Origin of the sequence: Alteromonas sp. B31-7 (assembly GCF_015767655.1) — a bacterium.
Classification (GTDB): domain Bacteria; phylum Pseudomonadota; class Gammaproteobacteria; order Enterobacterales; family Alteromonadaceae; genus Alteromonas; species Alteromonas australica.
Genome location: NZ_CP065233.1, coordinates 4,429,633 through 4,452,928, shown reverse-complemented (window position 1 = coordinate 4,452,928; position 23,296 = coordinate 4,429,633). Strand labels below are relative to the sequence as shown.

The following is a 23,296-nucleotide window of genomic DNA, read 5'->3' as shown; positions in this document are numbered from 1 at the left end:
CTATAAGCACGAATTAGCGCTAACTTGGGGGAAAATAAATAACAAAAAGCACAATGAGGAAGTGGCGATGGAATCTTTTTTACTGGGTATACTGGTTTTAGTCACCGTAGCTGGTGCTGTGCTTTCTTTTCAACATGTGGGCAAGCTATCACGCATGCAAATCCATATTGAGCAATTGGAAAGACGCTTAAGGGCATTTGAGCAAAAATCTGCCTCTTCAAAACCCGCACCTCGCGTTGAAAGCATAACCACGTCTAAACGCGACGCCTCTGCTAGCGCTTTAGAGGGCGTCTCCAAACCTCGTGCATCAAGCAACCCGTCAAGCCCTCCTACGCTTATTTCCTATGTTGAAAAGCACCAACAGGGGCTAGTTAACGCCATTAAGGGTAACGGGTTATTATGGCTTGGCGGCTTAGTTTTGGCGGTGGGGGGCATTTTTCTTGCAAACTACGCCATTGAGTCGGGTTTCGTTTCAGCCGAACTTCGCGTGATACTCGGTGGCGTATTTGGTGTTTCTCTGGTGGTGGCCTCAGAATTTTTAGCTCGCCATCGCATTCGCTTTTCTATCTATTCACCAGCGGTATGTGCGGCACTTGCCTCAGGCGGTATGGTCACGTGCTACGCCATGACGCTGGTGGCCTTCAATTACTATGGCTTTTTATCGCCTTTCATTGCATTTGCAACGTTAGCGTTTATTGCATTAGGCGCGGTTTCATTATCACTGCGATTTGGCCCGTTACTGGCGTTTATTGGGATATTGGGCGCATTTGCCATTCCAGCGCTCGTGAATACGGGGTCGAATAATATTCCTTTGCTTTTGGCGTTTGTTAGTCTTGTTTCTTTATCTGGCGTGTGGGTGGCACAAAAGGTCGCCGCGGTTTGGCTGTGGCGAGTGAGTTTTTTAGGGCAATTTTTATGGGCATTAGTGGGGCTATCAAGTACAGAGGCGAGCCACTTTGTTGCTTGGTTGTGTTTTAGCGTATTTTCAACCTACTTGTTTGCGTTGGTTCGCACATTGGGCTGGTCATTAATGGCTACGCAACATCAGGGAATGACACTGAGAAGTTTATTTGCTCAACGGCAACAACTCGCGGCAATTTCACTGGTTTTAATCGTCATTCATGGGTTTCTGATTCAATACGGCAGCAATGAAAAAATATGGATTAGCGCCTTCACACTGGCCGCTTTACTGCTTATTGCGCCTATTCGACACAGTGCCTTTGATGTGTGGCCTGCACTGATGTTGGTTACTGGTTTGACGCATTTTGCTATGTTGAGGCCAGCTGAAGGCCCCATAGATCTTAGCTTTATTCTTAGTGGAAAGTATCTATTTTCTCAGCTGCTCGCGGCAGGGCTTTGTGTGTACGGGGGGATGTTAGCAAGAAAACACAATACCCATGACACCGCGCGACCGGCGTTTTGGCTCTACATGGTAGTAAGCCCAGTGGCGTTGTATGGGGTAAGTTATGCGCTAGCTCCTAGCAAGATCACCGACGTACTCTACGGTATTTGGGCGCTTGAACTTGCGCTGATTGCACTAATAAGTGCTTTAGTCACGTTGAGAGTTAACCCTCATATAGAAAAGCTCTCTTTTTCCGTGCTTGCCAATGCGTGTTTAACATTGTGTTTTACCATGGTACTTGATGCCGCAATATTATCACTGGCGTTGGCTATTCAAGTGGCTATGGTGAGTATACAAAGTGCAAAGTATCGCGTAGCGCTACCAGACTGGTTGTTTAAAGCCTTATTGATTGCCGTGTTGTTAAGACTCACTGGCGCGCCATGGTTAGCGGATTATGCTGACGAACATATTTTCAGCATACATTGGACGGCTGTTGTCTATCCGGCGGTGTTTTTAAGTTTATGGTTAGCACGAAAATACAACCCGTCGCCGACATTAAAGGTGTGGTTGGAAGGTGCGTTATTGCATGTTGTTGCACTGTTTATTACTACCGAGCCTAGTTATTGGTTAACGGGGGCCTACCCAGAGCTATTCCTCGCTTCCTACACGGAAAAAGTCTTTTTAGCCTTGGGATGGGTCGCGCTCGCGGTAACCTATTGGCACCGTGCTTGTGTTGCTCAACAGTTGGCTAAACTCTATCGTGTGGCAGGCTTTATCTTAATGATAGGGGCTTTTTGGCTTCACTTAGATATATCAGTGGTGAATAACCCCTTTGTGTTCCCACAAAATACGGGGGGTAATGCAGTACTGAATTATATGGCTTTACAATGGTTAGCCCCAGCGTTACTGCTTAGTACATTGTGGTTGCCACCTTGGTTTAAGGTATTGCCGAGCAGCGCTTCACAGATAAAAGCGCTCATTTCAGGGCCATGCTTAAAAGGTGTTGTGGTGATTATCGGTCTGTTTTTGGTGCTTTATATCAATAGCATCATTCGGCGTCTTTTCCATCATGGACACGTTGAGTTCGGTTTAGGGATAGGTCAAGCTGAGCAATACACCTACTCGGTGGTATGGCTTATTTTGGCGACCTTAACGATTTTCCTCGGCCAATACATGGATAAAGATAGGTCCGTGAAGTTAGGCTTTGGCCTGTTAACGGTTGTACTACTGAAAGCCTTTATTATCGACATGTCTAGCCTTGAAGGTTTATATCGTGCCCTGTCCTTCATTGGCTTGGGGTTAAGCTTGGTGGGAATAGGATGGTTATTCCAGAAATTTAATATGGAATCGGATAGGCCTCGTGATCAAGCAAGTCCAGTGACGTAGTGGAGAATGGCGTCTATGTATGCGGCTTCTTGTCGGCGTTAGGGTTTGGAGACGTGCTATGGTGGTGCTGAAGAAGGCGCACGATGAGATGAGCTTCTTCTTCATCGAGGTCTAACAAATCGCGAACACGTTCGATGTGCCCTTTATCGTGTTCGCTTAAATGGCCATCGTCTAATGCGGTACGAACCGTGTCTGTGAATCTGTCTCTTTTAAGTTGCATTTGTGCGGTATAGCTAGAAGATAAAATACCAGCAGGTAGCGCATAGAAACAAATGCCCATAATTGTAATGAATCCACCAAACACTTTACCTAATGTGGTGATAGGAACGGCGTCACCGTAGCCTACTGTGGTGAGTGTTACCAGCGCCCACCACAATGACGCGGGAATGCTGCTAAAAACCTCTGGTTGAGCGGTGTGTTCAATGTAATAGATGCAGGTTGCCGCAATAACAGTAAACACGAATAAAACACTGATGGCGGCACCTAAACTATGGGCCTCATTTCTTAATACAGTGAGCAAAGTTTGCATTGAGCGCGAATAGCGGCCAATTTTTAAAATTCGCATGACTCTAAATACCCGCAAAATACGCAAGTCTAAGGCCACAAACATACTTAAATAGAAGGGTAAAATGGCCATAAGGTCGATCACAGCCATAGGACTTTTAAGGTAGTTCCAGCGTTTTTTCTTCGCACTACGCCTCTCTTCTCCATGGCGGGAGGGCGCTGCCGCACTGCTGTATACACGTAAGAGATATTCCACAGTAAATATAAGTACAGATACGATTTCAATAGTATGAAGTTCGCGCTGCCATGTTGGTGATAAGCCTGGCACGGTTTCAAGCATCATCGCGCCCACATTAACGAGAATAAGTATCACCAGAGCAAAATCAAAAATCTTACTCAGTGTTTTAAACTCATGTGCATCGCTATGAGGGGTAAGTATATTGTAACAAGTGCGTTGAAATGACATATACCGAGTGCGTAAAAGGCATGGAATAGTCACTTTATACCAACAACCGTGGCAAATTGGTATTTGTACGCAGAGGGTATATAGTCGACCTTACGTTTGTAGTGAAACCATACGGAGCAAATTCAATGACTCGAAAGCGGTTCAAGCCGGTATTTAATACACTCACCAAGGCAGTATTCATTTATTCAGTATTGGCATCAGGGGCAACGTTTGCCAATATGACAGAGGATGAAGCTGCGTATGTTTCCACGCCTCCGGTCATTGACGGCATTGCAGATGATGACGCATGGAAAGACGTTAAGTGGAATGTCATGTCATCCCAGATGTGGGGAACGCTGCCAGAAGCCACGGATTTTTCGGGTCGCTATAAGCTTCGCTGGGACGAGCGTGCCCTATATTTGCTTGCAGAAATTCAAGATGACCACCTCTCAGATACCTATGCAGACCCTTTAGAGCGTTACTGGGATGATGATTGCCTAGAAATCTTTATTGATGCCGATGGTTCTGGTGGCGATCACTTTAATAACTACAATGCTTTTGCTTATCACCTTGCCCTTGATAATCAAGTGGTAGATATTGGCCCTGATGAAAATGGTGACGCTGTGGCTCAGTTATATAACGATCATGTAGACAGCGCCTGGAAGCGTGATCTTACCCCGCCGTTTCTTGTTTACTGGGAAGCCGCCATCCGCGTATTTGATGATAGCTATCAGCACGGAAAAGACAACTCGCCACTCACCCTTAAAAAAGGGATGCAACTTGGCTTTATGTTGGCGTATTGTGATGCTGATGGAAAAGACAGAGAACATTTCATGGGATCCCATGAAATTACCCCAGTGAATGGCGACAAGAACTTAGGCTTTAAGGATGCTTCTGTCTTTGGCAAGCTGATATTGAAAAGTCGTTAAGGGTTGGCATAAAAAAAGCGCTACCTACTGGGTTAGCGCTTTTGTGTTATTTGTCGTTATTTCTCGTTAAAGGCTAACCACTAGCTGGCCTCTGCTTCGCGAGCAATCGCGCGATGGGCAATGTCGTTGCGAAAATACACATCTTTAAATTGAATGGTTTTAAGCAGTGTATAAGCGTTTTGTTGCGCTTCGGTAACATTGTGACCTAGCGCAGTGGCACATAATACACGGCCTCCAGCGGTCACCACTTTACCGTCTTCAAGGGCTGTTCCCGCATGGAATACTTTGCCATCTAGTTTGGCGGCATCTTCAAAGCCTGTGATCTCATCACCTTTATTATAACTGCCAGGGTAACCACCCGCTGCTAGCACCACGCCCACAGACGCACGCTCATCAAACTCAATGGTTTTGCCGGCTAGCTCACCTCGACATGCAGCTTGACATAAAGGCACAATATCTGACTTTAAACGTAGCATAATCGGTTGCGTTTCTGGATCGCCGAAGCGGCAGTTGTACTCAATGACCTTCGGCGTGCCGTCAGCCATAATCATAAGCCCTGCGTATAAGAAACCTACGTAGTCATTACCTTCTGAGGCCATGCCATCTACCGTTGGCATAATCACTTCATTCATAATACGGTCATGAATGTCAGGGGTCACTACTGGGGCTGGAGAATATGCTCCCATACCGCCAGTGTTCGGGCCTTTGTCGCCATCGGCTGCGCGTTTATGGTCTTGGCTGGTGGCAAAAGGCAGTACATTCTTGCCATCGACCATAACAATGAAAGACGCTTCTTCACCGTCTAAGAACTCTTCAATAACCACGCGGCTGCCTGCTTCACCGAACGCATTTCCTGCTAGCATATCGCGAATGGCATCTTCGGCTTCCTCAAGGGTCATGGCGACGATAACGCCTTTACCCGCGGCTAGGCCGTCTGCTTTAACTACGATGGGGGCACCTTTCTCACGCACATAAGCAAGAGCGGGGGCTATTTCAGTGAAGTTTTGGTATTCAGCCGTAGGGATGTTGTGACGAGCGAGAAAGTCTTTGGTGAAGGCTTTTGAGCCTTCAAGCTGCGCTGCAGCTTGGGTAGGCCCAAATATCATTAGCCCTTCGTTAGTGAACGCATCGACTACGCCTGCAACTAGCGGTGCTTCTGGGCCTACAATAGTAAGCGCTACGTCGTTACCTTGAGCGAAAGACACAAGACCAGCGATGTCGTTAACATCAATAGCCACGTTCTCTACCTTAGGTTCGGTAGCGGTGCCGGCATTACCCGGAGCAACGAATACCGTTGATACATCAGAAGACTGCGCTGCTTTGTAGGCTAACGCGTGCTCGCGGCCACCGCCGCCAATGACAAGTACGTTCATTAACTATTCCGTTTTAAACTTTGAGTTGTATTAATTTGGCTTTTTGAATTTTAACGTCATGCGATTACTCTCGCCAATAGCAAGGTATTTGTCGCGATCTTGCTCTTCAAGTGCTAAACGAGGAGGCAATGTCCACACACCACGAGGGTGGTCTGCTGTATCCATAGGGTTCGCATTAACATCGCTGCTTGCTTCAAGCACAAATCCTGCTTTTTCCGCCGCCGCAACAATGTATGAGCGTTTCATGTAACCACTTTTCTTCATGGCTTCAACGTCTGCACTTTCTGGTAATTCGTGTTCTACTACCCCTAATACGCCACCTGGCTTAAGCGCTTTGAAAAAGGCACCGAATGCATTGTTAATGCCTTCCTCACCGTGGCCCATATACCAGTTGTGAACGTTACGAAAGGTGAGCACCATATCGGCACTGCCTGCTTTTGCGATATCCAGTGCTTTCATCGGGTCGAAAGCGGTCACTTCTGCGCCTTCGTATTTCATGCCTGGCTTGGTTTTTTCTTTAAACCCTTTCACTGACTTTTTGTAGTAATCGCTACTTGAGTCATCAACATAAAAATGCGCGGCAACGTATTTGCCTTCCTCTTTTACGACAGAGTAAAGAATGTCGGCATACCAACCACCACCTGGAGAGACTTCTACTACAGTCATATCAGGCTTTAAGCCAAAAAAGCGAAGGGTTTGTTGAGGATGACGATATTCATCACGGGCTTTCGCTTTTTCTGAACGAATGTCACTCATGGCTGCATCTGAAATAGCATCGGCGCTGGCATAAGTGGCGGTAACACCAAGTGTTGCAGCTAATACAAGTTGGGCTAACTTTTTCATTCTTATTTCCTTTTTCTGTCGAGGGTAGGCAAATAACATAACATTTTTAGGGGCTGTCGGCCTTTGTTATGCAAAATGGCAAAGCAAAGGTTAACAGGCCCGCGTAACACTATTACTACAAATTACCACAGGTCAGATCAAGCCTATCAGCTGACCCTTAGCTACACTTACGCCTCAGCAGAATAATTCGCACCTTTGTCGCTTAGGTATCGTAATCTTAAAAAGCATGTATCGCTTTCATGGGAAGAGATAAAACACGCAGTACGCTTTAAAATATTGGCATACTGCGTGTTTGTTATCGCGTTAAAGCAACCGTACTAAGCGCGCTTATATGCTTTTTAGTGACGGAAGTGGCGCATGCCGGTGAATACCATGGCAATGCCGTGTTCATCAGCTGCATCAATCACTTCTTGGTCACGCATAGAGCCGCCTGGCTGAATAACTGCTTTAATGCCAGCTTCAGCGGCAGCGTCAATACCGTCGCGGAACGGGAAGAATGCATCAGATGCCATTACAGAGCCGGCCACTTCTAGGTTTTCGTCAGCCGCTTTAATGCCTGCAATCTTTGCAGAATAAACACGGCTCATTTGGCCTGCGCCTACGCCTACTGTCATGCCGTCTTTGCAGTAAACGATGGCGTTAGACTTCACGTATTTCGCTACTTTCCAGCAGAACATCAGGTCGCGGAGTTCGTCTTCAGATGGCTTACGCTTAGTCACTACTTCCAGGTCTTCCATTTCAACCATGCCAAAGTCGCGCTCTTGAACAAGCAAGCCGCCATTAACCCGCTTAAAATCGTACCCTTCAGTAAGCTGACCTGCCCAGTCGCCACAGGCGAGAAGACGTACATTTTTCTTCGCGGTCACAACTTCTTTCGCTTCATCACTGACCGTTGGTGCAATAATCACTTCGACGAACTGACGGTCTACAATCGCTTGCGCGGTTTTCGCATCAAGTTCGCGGTTAAAAGCAATAATGCCGCCAAACGCTGACGTAGGGTCGGTTTTAAACGCACGGTCATAAGCACTAAGGATGTCTTCACCAATCGCCACACCACACGGGTTTGCATGTTTAACGATAACGCATGCAGGCTGTTCAAATTCTTTCACACACTCTAGCGCTGCATCGGTATCGGCGATGTTGTTGAAAGACAGCTCTTTACCTTGAAGCTGGGTTGCTGTAGCCACAGAGGCTTCTTGAATGTCGTTCTCAACATAAAATGCCGCTTCTTGGTGACTATTTTCACCGTAACGAAGATCTTGCTTCTTGGTCAGCTGCATGTTGTACGTGCGCGGAAATTCGCTGTGCTGGTGGTCGCAATCGGCTTCGCATTCAGTGCTGTCTAAACGTGCGCCGAAGTAGTTAGCAATCATGCCGTCGTATTCTGCGGTATGTTCAAAGGCTTTAATGGCTAGGTCGAAACGGGTGCTGTAGGTGAGTGAGCCATTGTTATCGTTCATTTCTGCTAACACACGACCATAATCAGAGGCGTTCACCACAATAGTCACGTCTTTATGGTTTTTCGCTGCCGCGCGCACCATTGTTGGGCCACCGATATCAATGTTCTCAATGGCATCTTCTAATGTGCAGTCTTCGTTTGCCACGGTGGCGGCAAAGGGATAAAGGTTCACTACCACTAAATCGATAGGAGCAATGTTGTTTTCTGCCATGACGGCTTCGTCGGTGCCACGGCGTGCAAGGATGCCACCATGAATTTTAGGGTGAAGGGTTTTTACACGTCCGGCCATAATTTCTGGATGGCCAGTATGTTCAGACACCTCAATCACAGGTAAGCCTGCGTTAGCTAGCAGTTTCGCAGTACCGCCCGTCGACAGAAGTTCTACCCCAGCGTTATGCAGCGCGGTGGCGAAATCAAGGATACCGGTTTTATCAGAGACACTTAAAAGAGCACGTTTAATGGGTTTTGGTGTTTGCATAAATGTATTAGCTTCAAAGTTGTAGTGTTGAAACAAAAAGAGCACCGATTGGTGCTCTTTGGCGGGCAATGCCCTTAGGATTTTAGTTCATGCCGTATTGCTTTAGCTTCTTGCGAAGTGTGCCACGGTTGATGCCCATCATGATGGCGGCGCGGGTTTGGTTGCCGCGGGTGTAGGTCATGACTTCCTCAAGCAGCGGCGCTTCAACTTCGGCAAGCACCATTTCGTACAAGTTGTCGATGTTGGCGTTGTCTAGCTGTTTTAGGTACTTGTTAACCGCTTGCTTAACTGAGTCACGCAATGGCTTTTGAGCTTGCGTTTGAGAAGGCGTAGTTACTGTAGTAGTAAAAGGTGAAGTCACGTTTTGATCGAACATAATACTGTGTTGCTCTTAAGTTAGTCATCACTATGCTGCAGGGGAAATCTGTCGGGTTTCCGTGTTCTGCAACGATTGAAAATAAGTGTCTAATGCTTCAAGTTGCGCCTTCGCGCAATCTATAGCGTTGAACGTTTTACGAAACTGACGATCCGTATCATGCTCCGCGAGATACCAGCCCACGTGCTTTCGGGCAATTCTTACACCGGCCACGTCACCATAAAAGTTCTGCACATTTGCAACATGCTCATGCAAGATCTCGTATTGTTCAGACAGTGGTGGCGACGCTAGGTTCTCGCCAGTTTCAAGGAAATGTTGGATTTGCTTAAAAATCCAAGGGTTACCTTGAGCTCCGCGCCCTACCATCACACCATCTGCGCCAGTGTAATTCAGCACCTCTTGTGCTTTCTCTGGAGAAGTAATGTCACCATTTGCAATAACAGGAATTGAAATTGCCGCCTTTATTTGGCGAATGGTGTCATATTCTGCTTCCCCTTTATACATACAAGCTCGTGTTCTGCCATGAACTGCAAGCGACTGTATGCCGTTTTGCTCTGCAATACGGGCAATCTCTACCCCATTGCGATTTTCTGGATTCCAGCCGGTTCGAATTTTCAGCGTTACAGGTACGTCAACCGCGTTAACCACGGCTTGAATAATGCGTTCCACTGTTTCTGGATACTGTAATAAAGCAGAGCCTGCTAGCTTCTTATTCACTTTCTTCGCAGGACAACCCATGTTGATATCAATAATTTGCGCACCGTTATCAACATTAAATTGTGCCGCTTGTGCCATAAGTTCAGGATCAGCACCTGCAATTTGTACAGAGCGAATGCCATCTTCGCCTTCATGATTCATTCGGGCTAGTGATTTAGCGGTATTCCATACCTTCGGATTGCTAGACAGCATTTCCGAAACCACGAGGCCTGCGCCCATGCGTTTGCACAGCTGACGAAACGGTCTATCCGTTACGCCTGCCATTGGTGCCAACATCAAATTGTTTTCTAACGTGTAAGGACCAATACGCATAAATCGCCATCAAAGAACTGCACATAAAATATACACCCCGCTAAAACGGGGCGCTAAGTGTACGCGTTTTCGCAATACTTGAAAAGGCTAAAAATCACACAAAATTTCACTTAGTGGGCTTGACAGTGAAAAAAAACTGTCACATTAGGAGTCTAGTGCCGGTTTGCTGGCTAAAAAATATTCAAAGGGCGCATAGGCCGCGCCCTAAAAGGGTTTCAATAACAAAAAATTTACGCTTTAGGGGTGCTTCTTACCAGATACTCTCGCCCACTCTCCATCAATTGCACTTTTATCGAGGGTAAATTGTGTACGGTAAGCCGCTTCTATTTTGGGAACTTGCTCTGCCAATATGCCGGAAAGGACAAGAAGGCCGTCTGCTTGACAAAAATCAGCAATTACAGGTTGGAGTTCAAGCAATGGACCAGACAGGATGTTGGCCATCACAATGTCGGCTTCTATTTGCGGTTGATTTTCGGGGAGGTAAACATCTAACCGCGAGGCAACATCATTGCGACGAGCATTTTCTTCGGTAGCCTGCAGTGCTTGTGGGTCTATATCAATACCAATAACACGCTTGGCGCCAAGTTTAAGGGCCGCCAGTGCTAAAATGCCCGAGCCACAGCCAAAATCCACCACTGTTTTATCTTTAACGTCTATCCCATCTAGCCAACGCAAACAGAGAGCGGTTGTTGGATGAGTGCCGGTACCGAAGGCAAGGCCAGGGTCTAACATCACATTCACCGCATTAGGGTCTGGCACGTCTCTCCAACTTGGGCAAATCCACAAGCGCTCGCCAAACTGCATAGGGTGGAAGTTATCCATCCATTCTCTTTCCCAGTCTTTGTCTTCAAGAGGTTCGAGTTTGTATTTAAAGTCTGCTCCTAATACGCGGGCTTTACCGAGCCGATCTATGATACGTTTCATATCGTCTGAAGCGTCGAATAAACCCACTACTTGCGTATCTGGCCACAACAAAACTTCGCCCGGCTTAGGTTCATACATAGGGGTATCTTTCGCGTCTACAAAAGTAACAGCTTGTGAGCCATTTGCGCTTAACATATCGCCGATGGCGTCAGCATGTTCAGAGGTGGTGTTAATTCGTAGTTGTAGCCAGGCCATGTGAAATAGAGTGTTTGGAGGTTTGCAGTTATTGTACAGCCAATAAGTCGCAATGCGAAGTTCAGGCCCAGAAACTTATGAAGGTTAACGGGTTTAAACGGCGAACTGCCGATATTTTAGTCTTTTAGGTAATGGTGAAAACGCCCTGAGTTTATACACTCAATAATGAGTTCCTTAACTGAATAACTGCATGCGCCGCTCACTTATTTTGCTTTTACTACTGCTTGTTACGTCGGCTTCTTACGGGAAGCGGCTTGATGTTGTGGTTGGCTGGGACAAACCGCCCTATGTTATAGCAGCGCAAAATTCTGGTTTTGAAGTGGAGTTAGTGCGAGCTATCTTTACGGAGATGGGGTATGAAATAACCCCTATTTATGTGCCGTTTGGCCGAACGGCTCGCATTGTTAATTCTGGCAGTGTTGATGTGGGCCTTACCTTAACTCCTCGGCATGATATTGACCCAGCGCTTTTATCAAATGAGTATATTGCCTATCAAAATGTGGCAGTAACTCTGCAGGAGCGTCACCTCACTATTTCAAACTTGCAAGACCTATCAGGGAAAAGCATTATTGCTTTTCAAACGGCGAAGTCGATACTGGGGGAAGCATTTTTTAACGTGGTTGACCAGCAACCCACTTACTTAGAGTTGGCTGAGCAGAAACGCCAAGTCAGTTTGCTACTGCTTGGTAGCGTTGATGTGGCTATTCTCGATAGAAACATATTTCACTATATAAAAAGCCAGTTTCCAAAAAAACAACAGTATGCTACCCAAATTCATGAAATCTTTCCCGTCAGTACCTATAGTGCAGCCATCCCTGACCCAGCGTTACGTCATCAGTTCAACACAACACTAGCGCGTTTCATTGCCGACGGCCGCTATCAAGCATTGCTTGATAATTTCGGTTTAGAAAACTTGCTTTTTACCCCTATTCGACAAGAAGCCTTACCCCTTACTCCTGTCCAGCCTTTAAACTTTCGTTAGTTTCTGTATGTTTGTTGACCTGTGAACTATATATGTCGCATGCTGTATAAAACGACAAATAAAAAACAATAACAGGGAAATACATAATGAAGCTCAAACTCTTAATTGCAGCAGTAGCAATAGTGGTGGTAGGTTGCAAAGCTCAGTCGAATGACACAGCCCCCAGTGTTACCAACACATGGCTAGATAAGCCTGCTGCAGAGCAGGCACAGGCCATCAGAAACGGTACGCTTACCTCTGAACAACTTGTTACCGGTTATTTAGCGCGTATAGAAGAGCGGGACAAAAAAGTAAACAGTATCTTAGTGCTTAACTCGAATGCCATTGCACAAGCGAAAGCTGCCGATGAACAAGCGCAGAAAGGCACTTTCACCGGCCCATTGCATGGTATACCGGTATTATTAAAGGATAATATTGAAGCCAGTGAGTTGCCGACAACAGCCGGTTCTATGGCGCTTGTTAACAACCGTACAGGTCGCGATGCCCCTATTGTTGCCAACTTAAAAGCGGCAGGCGCCATAATCTTAGGTAAAACGAACTTATCTGAGTGGGCAAACTTTCGGTCGGAATCTTCTATCAGTGGTTGGAGCGCAGTGGGTGGATTGACCCGTAATCCTCATTTGCTGTCGCGCACCGCTTGCGGCTCGTCATCCGGTTCAGGGGCAGCGATGGCGCTAAGGCTAAGCTCTTTAGCGGTAGGAACAGAAACCAATGGCTCTATTATCTGCCCATCATCTATGAATGGAATTGTGGGGTTTAAGCCTACCGTTGGTTTGCTTTCACGTTCTTATATAGTGCCTATTTCATCCTCACAAGATACCGCAGGGCCAATGACCGCCAATGTTAACGACGCGTGGTTAATGGCTTCGGTCATGGATGGCGTGGATGTTAAAGACGCCGCTACCGCCGATGCAGAAGATCACCTGTTGCCTTCCCTCGAAGAAAGTATGTTGGCCACGGATCTAAAAGGCATACGTGTTGGCGTAGTACGCTATCGTCAGGGCGACAACCCACATGTACTTTCGGTGTATGAAAATGCGCTAGAAACTCTAGAAGCCGCGGGCGCAGAATTGGTTGATATTAATGATTTTGAGCAACCAGACAGCTTTTGGTCTGATTCGTACACCGTGCTGCTCAGTGAGTTTCATCATACAATTGATGCGTATTTAGCGGATAGCCCCGCGGATATTCCTACTCGCAATTTAGAAGCGCTTATTGCGTTTAATAAAACCGACAAGAAAGAGCTCGTGCTTTTCAACCAAGATATTTTTGAAAAGTCCCTAGCCGCGCCGGCCATCGACAGTGATGAATACAAAAGTGCATTAAGCTTAGTGCAAAATACGGCGGGTACAAATGGCATTGATAAACTCATGCAGGACAATGGGGTGGACATATTGGTCGCGCCTTCAAATAGCCCCGCCTTTTTGATTGATGGTGTCTATGGTGATCATTCGCCAGTTGGCTTTATTGGAATTGGCTATTTAGCCGCCATTGCTGGATACCCACATTTAACCGTACCGGCAGGTGAGGTAAAACAATTACCGGTAGGATTAAGTTTTATAGGCAGTAAATGGCAAGATGAAAAAGTTTTGCGTATAGGCAGTGTTTTTGAAGCCAAGCATGGCGCTTATGTAAAACCAGGTTTATTACCAAGCCGTTTGGAAAGCCCTGAACTTGAAGATATTGTGAGTGGACAGTAAAACTAAAAAGCCCCACTAATGGGTAATGCCGATCAGTTAAGAAATAATTTAACGATCGGTTGACCGATCTTTTTAACGGTTCAAAATCCGATATCAGGTTCTGATATCGGATTTTTTTATGCGTTTTGAAAGCGAATTAGCGAATGTTTTTAAGTCTTCAGACAATTTTCACACCTTTGAAAAATATGCGGAGCTTCTTTCTCCAGAGCTTATTAAGCAAGGCTTCGAACAAGCAGGTGTCGCTACTATTCGTAAACGAAGGCTGCCTTTAGAAACAGTACTCTGGTCAATTGTTGGCATGGCACTGTATCGGCAAGAATCTGTCTGGAATATCGCGACGCAGATGGACATCATGCTGCCAGATAAAAAGGCTTTAGTTGCACCAAGCGCAATGGTTCAAGCTAGGCAACGATTAGGAGAAGATGCAGTGCGAGAAGTGTTTCGTTTGATGGCAAAAAATAGCTATGAGTCTACGCGGTTTGAGCGTTGGGCGGGACTCAATTTACTTGCTGTGGATGGTGTCGTTTGGCGAACCGCCGATACACCAGAAAATCATAAGGTGTTTGAAACGCAAAGTAATCAGCATAGTGAAAATATTTACCCCCAAATCCGTATGGTCTGTCATATGGAGATTACTAGCCATCAGCTTATAAATAGCGCTTTTGCAGGCTATCGTACCAATGAAATGAAGTTGGCAGAGGAGCTAGTAGAAACAACCCCTGACCATTCTTTAACACTATTCGATAAAGGGTACTACTCGCTTGGCTTACTAAACCGTTGGCACCAAGCTGGTGAGCAAAGGCATTGGATGATACCTGCTAGAAAAGACCTTCGATACGAAGTGATAAGCAGCTTTAGTAAGCAAGACAAGCATATACGCCTAGCGTGCACGCCTCAGGCAAGAAAGAAGTTCGAAGATTTACCTGAATTTATAGAAGCTAGATTAGTAACCAAAACTATTAAAGGAAAAACGTATAGGATGTTGTCATCAATGGTGGACCCATTGCGTTTTCCTAGCGACGAGATGGTAGAGTTGTATCGATATCGCTGGGAGATTGAACTGGGTTATCGCGAGATGAAGCAGTCACTACTGAACAATGAGTATACGCTGAGAAGTAAACGCCCAGACATGATAAGGCAAGAGTTATGGGGCGTTCTATTATGTTACAACTTAATCAGACAAGGTATGACTGCGGCGGCGAATAAACTAGGCGGTGTATTACCGAATCAACTCAGCTTTACAAGTTGCGCTATGGCCATTACGCACTTCTTCGTTACTGTATCTATGAGTAGCCCGGGGAACATACCAAAAATATACAATGCTTTACTTACTCAGATGGGATACTGCTTACTTCCGCCGAGGCGCGAGGACAGGTGTTATCCAAGATGGGTTAAGCCAAAACCCAAGAAATATCCTCTCAAAAAGAAAAAATGCCAGTCAGCTTAACTGACTGGCATTACCCACTAATGGGGCTACGCCAGTTACCTAAAGGCTAACTAACTTGCCCTGTTGTCACTGTCTTAGCTGGGGCGTTTAACCCAAGCACTACACCAGCCATTGGCGTTAACCAATTTATTGGGGAATAACGCACAAGGGCGATAGTTTTCACCATCTGCGCCTTGTACATACATACAATTTTTGCACTGTGCGCCGTCAACCGTTGAGGCTGGGGTGTAGTTAAGTGCTTTGGCTGTTGGATCATCCGCTTGAAGTTGCTCTTGCGCCTGAGCGCGAAGTGCAACACTACCTAAGGTTAGCCCTATTAAGCTTGTCCCTGACAACTTCAAAAAGTCGCGACGGTTTACAGATTTCATAATTCTCTCCAAGTGAGATAATAACGAGAATGATTCTTTTTTATTCAAGGCTTTAAACGCAAAAACCTGCCCGTAGGCAGGTTTCTTTCTATCACTACATTATACTATAACGCGCATTGTCAGGATCGGCTAAATACGAAATAACTTCATTGATCCAGATTAAATCTCATTCATCTAACTATAGCCTGTTTAGATGAATGAGACATGAATGGCACCCATAAAGTTTACTTATTGGTTAACGGTGTGTCAGGTTTCGCATAGCTAAACTGCGCAATGCGGTGGGTACTATGATAACTATCAAGGCCAGATATACAGGCACTACCTGCACGTTCGATATCCGCATAACCGTCCTCAGACATCATGGCCTTATTAAGGTGTACTTCTTTAATTGCCCCTATCACCATCTCTGTTTGGTTACACAACGTAAAATGCTGCTCTACCTTCAAGCCTATCTTTATATGACTCTCAGCCACATACGGTGCGTTGAAATTATCGCTAAACCAGGGCGTTAACCCTACTTTTTCAAACTCACTTTCTTTTGGTTGATAGCGGGCTGAGGTTTGATGGGCTTTATCTACCCATTGCGTATGAACATGATTGAGGGTGTACACACCTTGCTGTTTAATATTGTTCAATGAGTCTCGTTGTACCGTATGGGGGCGCATTATCATACCGAGTAAAGGAGGATTAGCGCCTACATGTACCACCGAACTTACAATCGCTAAGTTATGACTTTTTCCATCAGTGGTACCAAGCAGTGCCGCTGACTTAAAGCCTGATAAACTGTTGATAAAGTTTGCCCGATAGCGTTGAGGCATGGTGGTGATATCGTCAAGCTTGTAGGTATTAAATGGTTCACTCATTTTCGCAGGTCGCCTCTAAATCAATGTCATCACCCTGTTGGAACACTCTCAATTCGATAGGCTGGCAACATACTTGGCAATCTAATACCTGAACTTGACCAACGTCGTTGATCTCATCTATTTCTACCTCATTGGGCGCCATGCAATAGGGGCATGAAAACCCCATGGAACGCGTTAAACTCATTATTCTCACCGCCATTAATTCCCGAGTTATTCTTTTACGCGATAAAAGCGGCTCTGGATTGCTAAAAAGTAAAGGGTTGATTAAGTGTGCTGTATAAATATACACTGTTGGTGGTTTCGATGATCAGTACCTTAAAATGCGAAAAGACTTACCGCCCCGATACTATTTAACCCACTTTCATGAATTTTTGCGCTTCTTTGATGGGGCGAGTGGCCACTTATTGACCGAGCAGGCCAATACCTTTATTACGCGCTTTTGCGCCTTAGATGAAGATAAACAGTGCATTGTGGTGCGTGCTGCCAACCGCAAGTACGCCGTCATCGATCGTAGCCAATTTAATTATGCTGAAATATCACTCCCGCAACAGCAAATCGATAGCCTTATTGAAAGCGGGTGGTTCGGTGATTTATCCCATGCCTCGGTACAGGATATGGCGGGCGTACTGACGAAAGACGCCATTATCGAACTCATGGCTACCTACGGGAGTACGCAAGGGTTATCGGCACTCACCAAACCCAAATTAGTTGAAAGGTTGCGCCAAGAAATAGCGCTACATGGGTGGCCTGATCGCTTTTCACTAGACCATTATTTAGTATGCTTGTTTGACAATGCTCTGCGCTTTTTACTGTTTGTTTACTTTGGCAATACCAAAAGCCGGCTGAATCAGTTTTCAATGCGCGATCTGGGTGTCATGCGTACGCGGTCTGACTCGGTTGGCAATAGCGCGCGATTTGACAGCAAAGAAGATACAGAAGCGGCGTGGTTTTACGCCGATCGCTACAGCAAGCTGGCCTATTACGATCAAGCGGCATTACTTGGAGTAGCCAAGTTACCGTTTCCTGATGTACAGAGTGTGTCGGCTGCATTTTATCGAGACCAATTTATTTATGCTTTGGGCATGAAATTAATGGAGTTTGATAAGTTAAAAGCTCTCGATATTCTTAAATTGGCACAAAGCGATAAAGCAAAAGAAAAATGGCTTAGAGAAACCTACAAAGCGGGCGATACCGATGCAGTAAAACAGCATCTAGAGCACATTATAGACAACCCGCAATCAGACACGCTGTTAGCGTTCGCCGAGGATTTCTATGCTCGAAAATATCACAAGAAGCGCACCAGTACGGTGACCGATATGCTGCGTAACGCAAGCAAATCTCTGGATATAGATGTTAGCCAAAACCAACAAGTAGAGCGGGGCGTTTTAGCCTATTATGCAAGACAAGGCGTGCAAGGTTGGCGTACCGAAAACCGGCTTTGGCGCAGCTTGTTTGGATTAACATTTTGGCAGCAGCTTTATGAAGAAGACACACTGGTTACAGAATTTGACCGTCGCCCGCTTTCTCTTAAGCAAAACAATTTCTACACAAAATTTGAAAATAGCATAGAGTCGTTGCTTACTGCACTAAACAGCAAACAAAAGCTACGCCACCATATACACAAAATGGCTACCCAACATTACGGGAAGGTGAATAGCTTATTTATGTGGTCAAGTGGCCTACTCGCGCCCCTAGACGCCCTGATAACGCATGGAGAGTTGCCCGCAATATTTAATTTATTGCGTATGATGAGCCGAGATTTCGAAAACTTACGAGATGGCTTTCCCGATATTATGGTGTTAGATAACACCCTACGTTTTGAAGAGATTAAAGCGCCTGGCGACCAATTACGGCGTAACCAGCTGGTGTCTATTCAACGCTTACAGCAGGCAGGATTTGAAGTGGCGGTTACCACAGTGAACTGGGTGAGAGATCCAGCACAACCTTACGTGGTGGTCGACATAGAAACCACGGGTGGTAACAACAGTTATAACAGGATAACTGAGATTGGCATGGTTAAGCTTGTGGCGGGTGAAGAGATTGCTCAGTATCAAACCTTAATTAACCCAATGCGGCGAATTCCAAACAATATAACGCGTTTAACGGGTATTTCAGATGAAATGGTAGCCTCCGCCCCGGTGTTTGCCGATGTTGCAGAAGATATCAATGCTTTCACGGAAGACGCTGTATTTGTGGCCCACAACGTTAATTTTGATTATGGCTTCATTAAACAAGAGTTTGCTCGATTGGAGCACACCTATCGCCGGCCTAAAATGTGCACAGTGCGCGAAATGCGACGTACATATCCTGGTTTAACATCTTATTCCCTTGCAAATTTAACCCAACATTTTGATATTAAGATGGAAAGGCATCACCGCGCGTTGAGCGACGCTAAAGCCGCCGCGGAACTGCTCAAGTTGGCGTTCGAAAAAGACGATGAAAGTAGTACTTAATCATTGGGTGTAGTGAACAAAATATTCCTAAATGCGTAAAAGCAGTACCTAATTGTGAATGTTGTTTTGCCATGTACAGCGAAGAAGACAAATCTCGAATTATTGAAATGGCGTGGGAAGACCGCACGCCATTTGAAGCCATAGAGGCTTTGTATGGAATACCCGAAAAAGAAGTGATTGCGTTGATGCGAGCGCACCTCAGGCATAAGACCTTTAAGAACTGGCGAGAACGAGTATCAGGACGAAAAACGAAGCACGCCAGCTTACGTCCAGCAGGGGTAGACAGAGGGTATTGCCCTTCTCAATACAAAGTAAAAAGTGCTAATAAGAAAGCGTAATGGGAATTATGAGTTATCTTTGTCTGGCGGCGTAACCGCGGTAACCGGCAGCAGTAGCGCCATGATTTGTTGCCGCCATGGTGACGGAAAAAGGTGCGTATTTTCAGCGTGATTAACCTGTTGTGCACGCTCGATAATAGGCATTAATGCGGCATAGCGAGGGTTTGATGCTTGCACAGCCTCTACCCGTTCCATAATTGAAGCAATGAAAGTGGCGGGTGACGCGTCGCCATGTTGCTTAAACTCGTTAACGAGTGCGCGACGAACGTAGCTTTCCCATTCCGCACGGTAACTGTCACTGAGCCTTTCTGGAAAGTGATTGAGTTCTTCTATATCACTGTCGAGCTTTACCACGTCGTTTACATCATCATACATCAGCCGTAAGGCGAGCAGCACGTTAAGCGTGAGTCTAGAAACAGGAAGTTGATCTTTTAGTTGTGTATATCTCTGGGGCACTGAAGAAACCTTCTCTACCTTAATCAATACAAATGGAAAAACATGAACGGCGTGAGCACTATTAAAAACCAATGCGTTTATTGATAGTGCTCACTATCAATACTAATAAATCGCGCTGGCATATGAAAGGTGTGAAGGTTAAAAATACGTAATTTACTTTGGTGAACACAATAAGCCCAGGTGGCGTATCTATTATGCACTGTTAAAGTGCGTACGCGTTCTTGCTGTTTGGCCCATCGTTTGATGGGCCTTTTTTTAATTTTGAGCCAGAGAGAGTTTTATTCCCGCCATTACTCTGGTGACACTGTCTACAACATCGATTCGACTAAACCATTCAAGGTGATGATGCCTGACCAGGTTTCCACTGACTTCCAGCGATACACCGTGTCCTGTGCCAAGAAAATCTTCAGTTAGTTCTGCACGGGCGCCGAAGTCGTCATCAACATGAGAGTAGTGAGAAAAATACTCAAGGGGATAATGATAAAGTGACAGCGAACCTGACAAACCCACCACAATTTTCGCGCTAGCATCGTCAAGACGTTTTATCGCTTCAAAAAAGGCGGTGTGGCTCGGGGTAATCTGGTAGCGATATTCTCCCCGTATAAAGTTTTGCGCTGTCATTCGCTCAATACTGGCTTCATAACTGTGCTTTTTCCCCATGTTGGCGGAATACTCTATTTCTACGTAATCTTCTTCGCCCCCTAAAGACAACGCGCGATTTGCTTGGGTGTCGCTTAGTTGGCCGACAACCACTTCAAAGGCGCTGTCGTCTTGTAATTGAAACACGTTTCTGATGCCGGAGATCCATCCATCTTTAGATAACCCCGTTGAAGAAACTCGCCCTTTGTAAGTCGGTATTACGCCTATCTCTGTTTTTCCATAATCAGATTGATAGCGAACAAAAACGCGGCGGGCATACAGGTAATCGGCGTTATCACTACCCAGGGTATTATGGCTAGAAGCAAAATCGTCGCCGCTGACTATGAATCCATTGAGTGACCAATGACGTTGATCGCCAAAGGATAAGCTAGGGTAATAGCGCACACGGTATTGATGTCGACTAGGTCGGTCGGAGCGCGTATCAAATCGATATTGAAGATCGAGCTTTTGCGACACGACTGAGCTAGCTAATACGGGCGTAAAAAGCATACAACCGCAAATACTCACGACAACGAACAAAAGTGCAAAGGGCATGACTACTGCTTTGGGATGATTACCTGTCATTATTATGCTTCACCATGGATGATAAGTTTACGCGCGATAGATTAGATACTGCCCAAGCCTATTAAATGATTTTAATTTTGGCAAAAAAAAGCCGGTGATAGACACCGGCAAGAAATGGAGGTGGACTCCAATGAGGGTAAACACAACTAGAAACAAAATTGCTTCACTGTTAGCAGGGAGGGCTAACAATGGAATCAGTATAGAGTTTTGCTCTTAATAAGAAAAATCTTAAATATTGATTGTTTTAATCGTAAAAACAGAAAATGGGAGTGAGAGGTATTTGAGGAAGGAAAAAACGAAAAAGCGCCGTCTCGTTATCCTTAAGAGACGACGCTAAGGGGGATAAAAACGGTACTATGACATACCTAATTTCTTCTCAAGGTAATGGATGTTAGTTCCACCCGCGAAGAAGTTTTCATCGGCCATAATCGAACGTTGCAAAGGAATATTGGTTTTAATGCCTTCTATCACAAGTTCATCTAGGGCGTGACGCATGCGCGCAATGGCTTCATCGCGGCTTTCACCATAGGTAATAAGCTTGCCAATCATAGAGTCGTAATACGGTGGCACTACATACCCAGAATAGATATGTGACTCCCAGCGTATACCTAAACCGCCTGGTGCGTGAAAGATATCAATGGGACCTGGGCTTGGTATAAAGGTTTCAGGATCTTCCGCGTTAATACGGCATTCAATAGCATGGCCACGAATCTGAATTTGCGATTGGTCAATTGAAAGTGGTTGGCCTGCGGCAATGCGAAGTTGCTCTTTAATAAGGTCTACACCGGTAATCATTTCAGAGACAGGGTGTTCTACCTGAATACGGGTGTTCATTTCTATGAAATAGAATTCGCCGTTTTCGTATAAGAACTCGAAAGTACCTGCACCGCGATAGCCTATTTCAATACAAGCTCTGCGGCATCGGTCACCAATTTTGGCTCGCATTTGCTCGGATATGCCCGGCGCTGGCGCCTCTTCAACGACTTTTTGGTGGCGACGCTGCATTGAGCAGTCACGCTCACCAAGGTGAATGGCATTACCCTGACCGTCAGCCAACACTTGAATTTCAACATGGCGTGGGTTTTCTAAGAACTTCTCCATGTAAACCGTGGCGTTCCCAAACGCTGCACCAGCTTCCGCTTGGGTGGTTTCTATGGCTTTCACCAACTCACCTTCGCTGCGAACCACGCGCATACCGCGACCACCACCGCCACCGGCAGCTTTTACGATAATTGGGTAGCCAATGCGCTTAGCAATCGCTTTATTCTTTTCTTCATCACCGGAAAGAGGGCCGTCTGAGCCCGGTACGCAAGGTACACCCGCTTTTTTCATTGCACTAATGGCCGACACTTTGTCACCCATCAAGTTGATGGTTTCGGCGGTGGGGCCAATGAAAATAAAGCCACTTTTTTCTACTGCTTCCGCAAAGTCAGCGTTTTCCGCTAAAAAGCCGTAGCCAGGGTGAATAGCAATAGAGTTAGTCACTTCCGCGGCGGCAATGATACGGGGAATGTTCAGGTAACTTTCAGTGGCAGATGCTTTACCGATACAAATAGATTCATCAGCAAGCAACACGTGTTTTAGGTTTTTATCCGCGGTTGAATGCACGGCTACAGTCTTTATACCTAGCTCTTTACAAGCTCTAAGTATACGTAGCGCAATTTCGCCCCGGTTAGCAATAAGTACTTTATCTAGCATGATGCAGCACTCACTTATTCAATGATGAACATAGGTTGATCGAATTCTACTGGATCTTGGTTTTCTACCAGAATGGCTTTCACCACACCGGCTTTATCAGCTTCAATTTGGTTCATCATCTTCATTGCTTCAACGATACAAAGGGTATCGCCAACTTTGACTTGTTGACCAACTTCGGCAAACGGCTTAGCAGTAGGAGAAGAGGCGCGGTAGAAGGTACCTACCATAGGAGACTTAACCACGTGGCCTTCTGGCGCAGCAGGTTCTACAGCAGCAGGGGCTTCTGCAATAGGCGCCGCTGGTGGCGGTGCCATTTGTGGAGCTTGAGGCGCCGCAAAGCTATAATTCATAGGCGCTTGAACGCCGGTGGGACCACGGTGAATACGTACTGACTCTTCGCCCTCTGTGATTTCTAGCTCGGCAATGCCAGATTCTTCCACAAGTTCGATTAGCTTCTTAATTTTTCTAATATCCATGTTCTGTC

General features: G+C 45.8%; 21 protein-coding genes. 7 read left to right on the top strand and 14 right to left on the bottom strand.

All coding sequences use genetic code 11. The annotated features are described in order from the left end of the window. Positions 1-67 precede the first annotated feature (67 nt). Entirely contained in the window at positions 68-2,728 is a 2,661-nt protein-coding gene (locus IUA53_RS19465) for a DUF2339 domain-containing protein (protein ID WP_196897645.1), read from the top strand. 13 nt (positions 2,729-2,741) lie between these two features. Here IUA53_RS19465 and IUA53_RS19460 read toward each other — a convergent pair whose 3' ends face one another. Continuing rightward, positions 2,742-3,698, bottom strand: coding sequence for an ion transporter (locus tag IUA53_RS19460; protein WP_196897644.1), 957 nt, complete (start codon positions 3,696-3,698; stop codon positions 2,742-2,744). A gap of 218 nt (positions 3,699-3,916) precedes the next feature. Between IUA53_RS19460 and IUA53_RS19455 the strand changes: the two genes are divergently transcribed. Beyond that, the gene (locus tag IUA53_RS19455; protein ID WP_082053001.1) at positions 3,917-4,606 is read left to right on the top strand and encodes a sugar-binding protein; all 690 of its coding nucleotides are present in this window, start codon (positions 3,917-3,919) and stop codon (positions 4,604-4,606) included. 80 nt (positions 4,607-4,686) lie between these two features. Here the strand turns inward: IUA53_RS19455 and purD are convergent, their stop codons facing one another. From purD to prmA, 6 genes are all read right to left on the bottom strand, one after another. Beyond that, entirely contained in the window at positions 4,687-5,979 is a 1,293-nt protein-coding gene (gene purD / locus IUA53_RS19450) for a phosphoribosylamine--glycine ligase (protein WP_044058496.1), read from the bottom strand. A 30-nt stretch (positions 5,980-6,009) separates the two neighbouring features. Continuing rightward, positions 6,010-6,822: a class I SAM-dependent methyltransferase gene (locus IUA53_RS19445; RefSeq protein WP_044449056.1), complete on the bottom strand. Its 813-nt coding sequence runs from the start codon at positions 6,820-6,822 to the stop codon at positions 6,010-6,012. 338 nt (positions 6,823-7,160) lie between these two features. Then, positions 7,161-8,759 (bottom strand): bifunctional phosphoribosylaminoimidazolecarboxamide formyltransferase/IMP cyclohydrolase, encoded by a 1,599-nt coding sequence (gene purH / locus IUA53_RS19440; RefSeq protein WP_044059138.1) that lies wholly within the window; start codon positions 8,757-8,759, stop codon positions 7,161-7,163. 82 nt (positions 8,760-8,841) lie between these two features. Then, entirely contained in the window at positions 8,842-9,135 is a 294-nt protein-coding gene (gene fis, locus IUA53_RS19435; protein WP_012520109.1) for a DNA-binding transcriptional regulator Fis, read from the bottom strand. A gap of 30 nt (positions 9,136-9,165) precedes the next feature. Further along, a complete protein-coding gene (gene dusB / locus IUA53_RS19430; protein ID WP_044058494.1) occupies positions 9,166-10,164 on the bottom strand; it encodes a tRNA dihydrouridine synthase DusB in 999 nt (332 codons plus the stop codon). 237 nt (positions 10,165-10,401) lie between these two features. After that, complete coding sequence (prmA, locus tag IUA53_RS19425; RefSeq protein WP_044058493.1) at positions 10,402-11,283, bottom strand: 50S ribosomal protein L11 methyltransferase; 882 nt, start codon at positions 11,281-11,283, stop codon at positions 10,402-10,404. Positions 11,284-11,473: 190 nt separating this feature from the next. Between prmA and IUA53_RS19420 the strand changes: the two genes are divergently transcribed. The 3 genes from IUA53_RS19420 (at position 11,474) to IUA53_RS19410 (ending at position 15,412) form a co-directional block, all read left to right on the top strand. Then, positions 11,474-12,265, top strand: coding sequence for a substrate-binding periplasmic protein (locus IUA53_RS19420; RefSeq protein WP_196897643.1), 792 nt, complete (start codon positions 11,474-11,476; stop codon positions 12,263-12,265). Positions 12,266-12,351: 86 nt separating this feature from the next. Next, entirely contained in the window at positions 12,352-13,965 is a 1,614-nt protein-coding gene (locus tag IUA53_RS19415; protein WP_196897642.1) for an amidase, read from the top strand. A gap of 118 nt (positions 13,966-14,083) precedes the next feature. Then, on the top strand, positions 14,084-15,412 hold the full coding sequence (locus IUA53_RS19410) for an IS4 family transposase (RefSeq protein ID WP_196897641.1): 1,329 nt from the start codon (positions 14,084-14,086) through the stop codon (positions 15,410-15,412). 74 nt (positions 15,413-15,486) lie between these two features. Here the strand turns inward: IUA53_RS19410 and IUA53_RS19405 are convergent, their stop codons facing one another. The 3 genes from IUA53_RS19405 to IUA53_RS19395 form a co-directional block, all read right to left on the bottom strand. Beyond that, positions 15,487-15,780: a high-potential iron-sulfur protein gene (locus tag IUA53_RS19405; RefSeq protein WP_044058490.1), complete on the bottom strand. Its 294-nt coding sequence runs from the start codon at positions 15,778-15,780 to the stop codon at positions 15,487-15,489. A gap of 224 nt (positions 15,781-16,004) precedes the next feature. Beyond that, positions 16,005-16,643: a flavin reductase family protein gene (locus IUA53_RS19400; protein WP_196897640.1), complete on the bottom strand. Its 639-nt coding sequence runs from the start codon at positions 16,641-16,643 to the stop codon at positions 16,005-16,007. Beyond that, positions 16,636-16,827 (bottom strand): CPXCG motif-containing cysteine-rich protein, encoded by a 192-nt coding sequence (locus IUA53_RS19395; RefSeq protein ID WP_044058488.1) that lies wholly within the window; start codon positions 16,825-16,827, stop codon positions 16,636-16,638. Before IUA53_RS19395 ends, IUA53_RS19400 begins: the two co-directional genes overlap by 8 nt. Before the next feature lie 136 nt (positions 16,828-16,963). On the opposite strand from IUA53_RS19395, the gene IUA53_RS19390 reads away from it, so the two are divergent. After that, positions 16,964-19,096: an exonuclease domain-containing protein gene (locus IUA53_RS19390; RefSeq protein ID WP_044449048.1), complete on the top strand. Its 2,133-nt coding sequence runs from the start codon at positions 16,964-16,966 to the stop codon at positions 19,094-19,096. 71 nt (positions 19,097-19,167) lie between these two features. Further along, a complete protein-coding gene (locus tag IUA53_RS19385; RefSeq protein ID WP_044058486.1) occupies positions 19,168-19,434 on the top strand; it encodes a TIGR03643 family protein in 267 nt (88 codons plus the stop codon). A gap of 6 nt (positions 19,435-19,440) precedes the next feature. Here IUA53_RS19385 and IUA53_RS19380 read toward each other — a convergent pair whose 3' ends face one another. From IUA53_RS19380 to accB, 4 genes are all read right to left on the bottom strand, one after another. Next, positions 19,441-19,890, bottom strand: a complete 450-nt coding sequence (locus IUA53_RS19380) for a hypothetical protein (RefSeq protein ID WP_196897639.1) — start codon at positions 19,888-19,890, stop codon at positions 19,441-19,443. 255 nt (positions 19,891-20,145) lie between these two features. Then, positions 20,146-21,114, bottom strand: coding sequence for a hypothetical protein (locus IUA53_RS19375; RefSeq protein WP_231401205.1), 969 nt, complete (start codon positions 21,112-21,114; stop codon positions 20,146-20,148). A gap of 354 nt (positions 21,115-21,468) precedes the next feature. Continuing rightward, positions 21,469-22,812, bottom strand: coding sequence for an acetyl-CoA carboxylase biotin carboxylase subunit (gene accC, locus IUA53_RS19370; RefSeq protein ID WP_044058484.1), 1,344 nt, complete (start codon positions 22,810-22,812; stop codon positions 21,469-21,471). A 14-nt stretch (positions 22,813-22,826) separates the two neighbouring features. Beyond that, on the bottom strand, positions 22,827-23,288 hold the full coding sequence (accB, locus tag IUA53_RS19365; protein WP_044058483.1) for an acetyl-CoA carboxylase biotin carboxyl carrier protein: 462 nt from the start codon (positions 23,286-23,288) through the stop codon (positions 22,827-22,829). Positions 23,289-23,296: the final 8 nt, after the last annotated feature.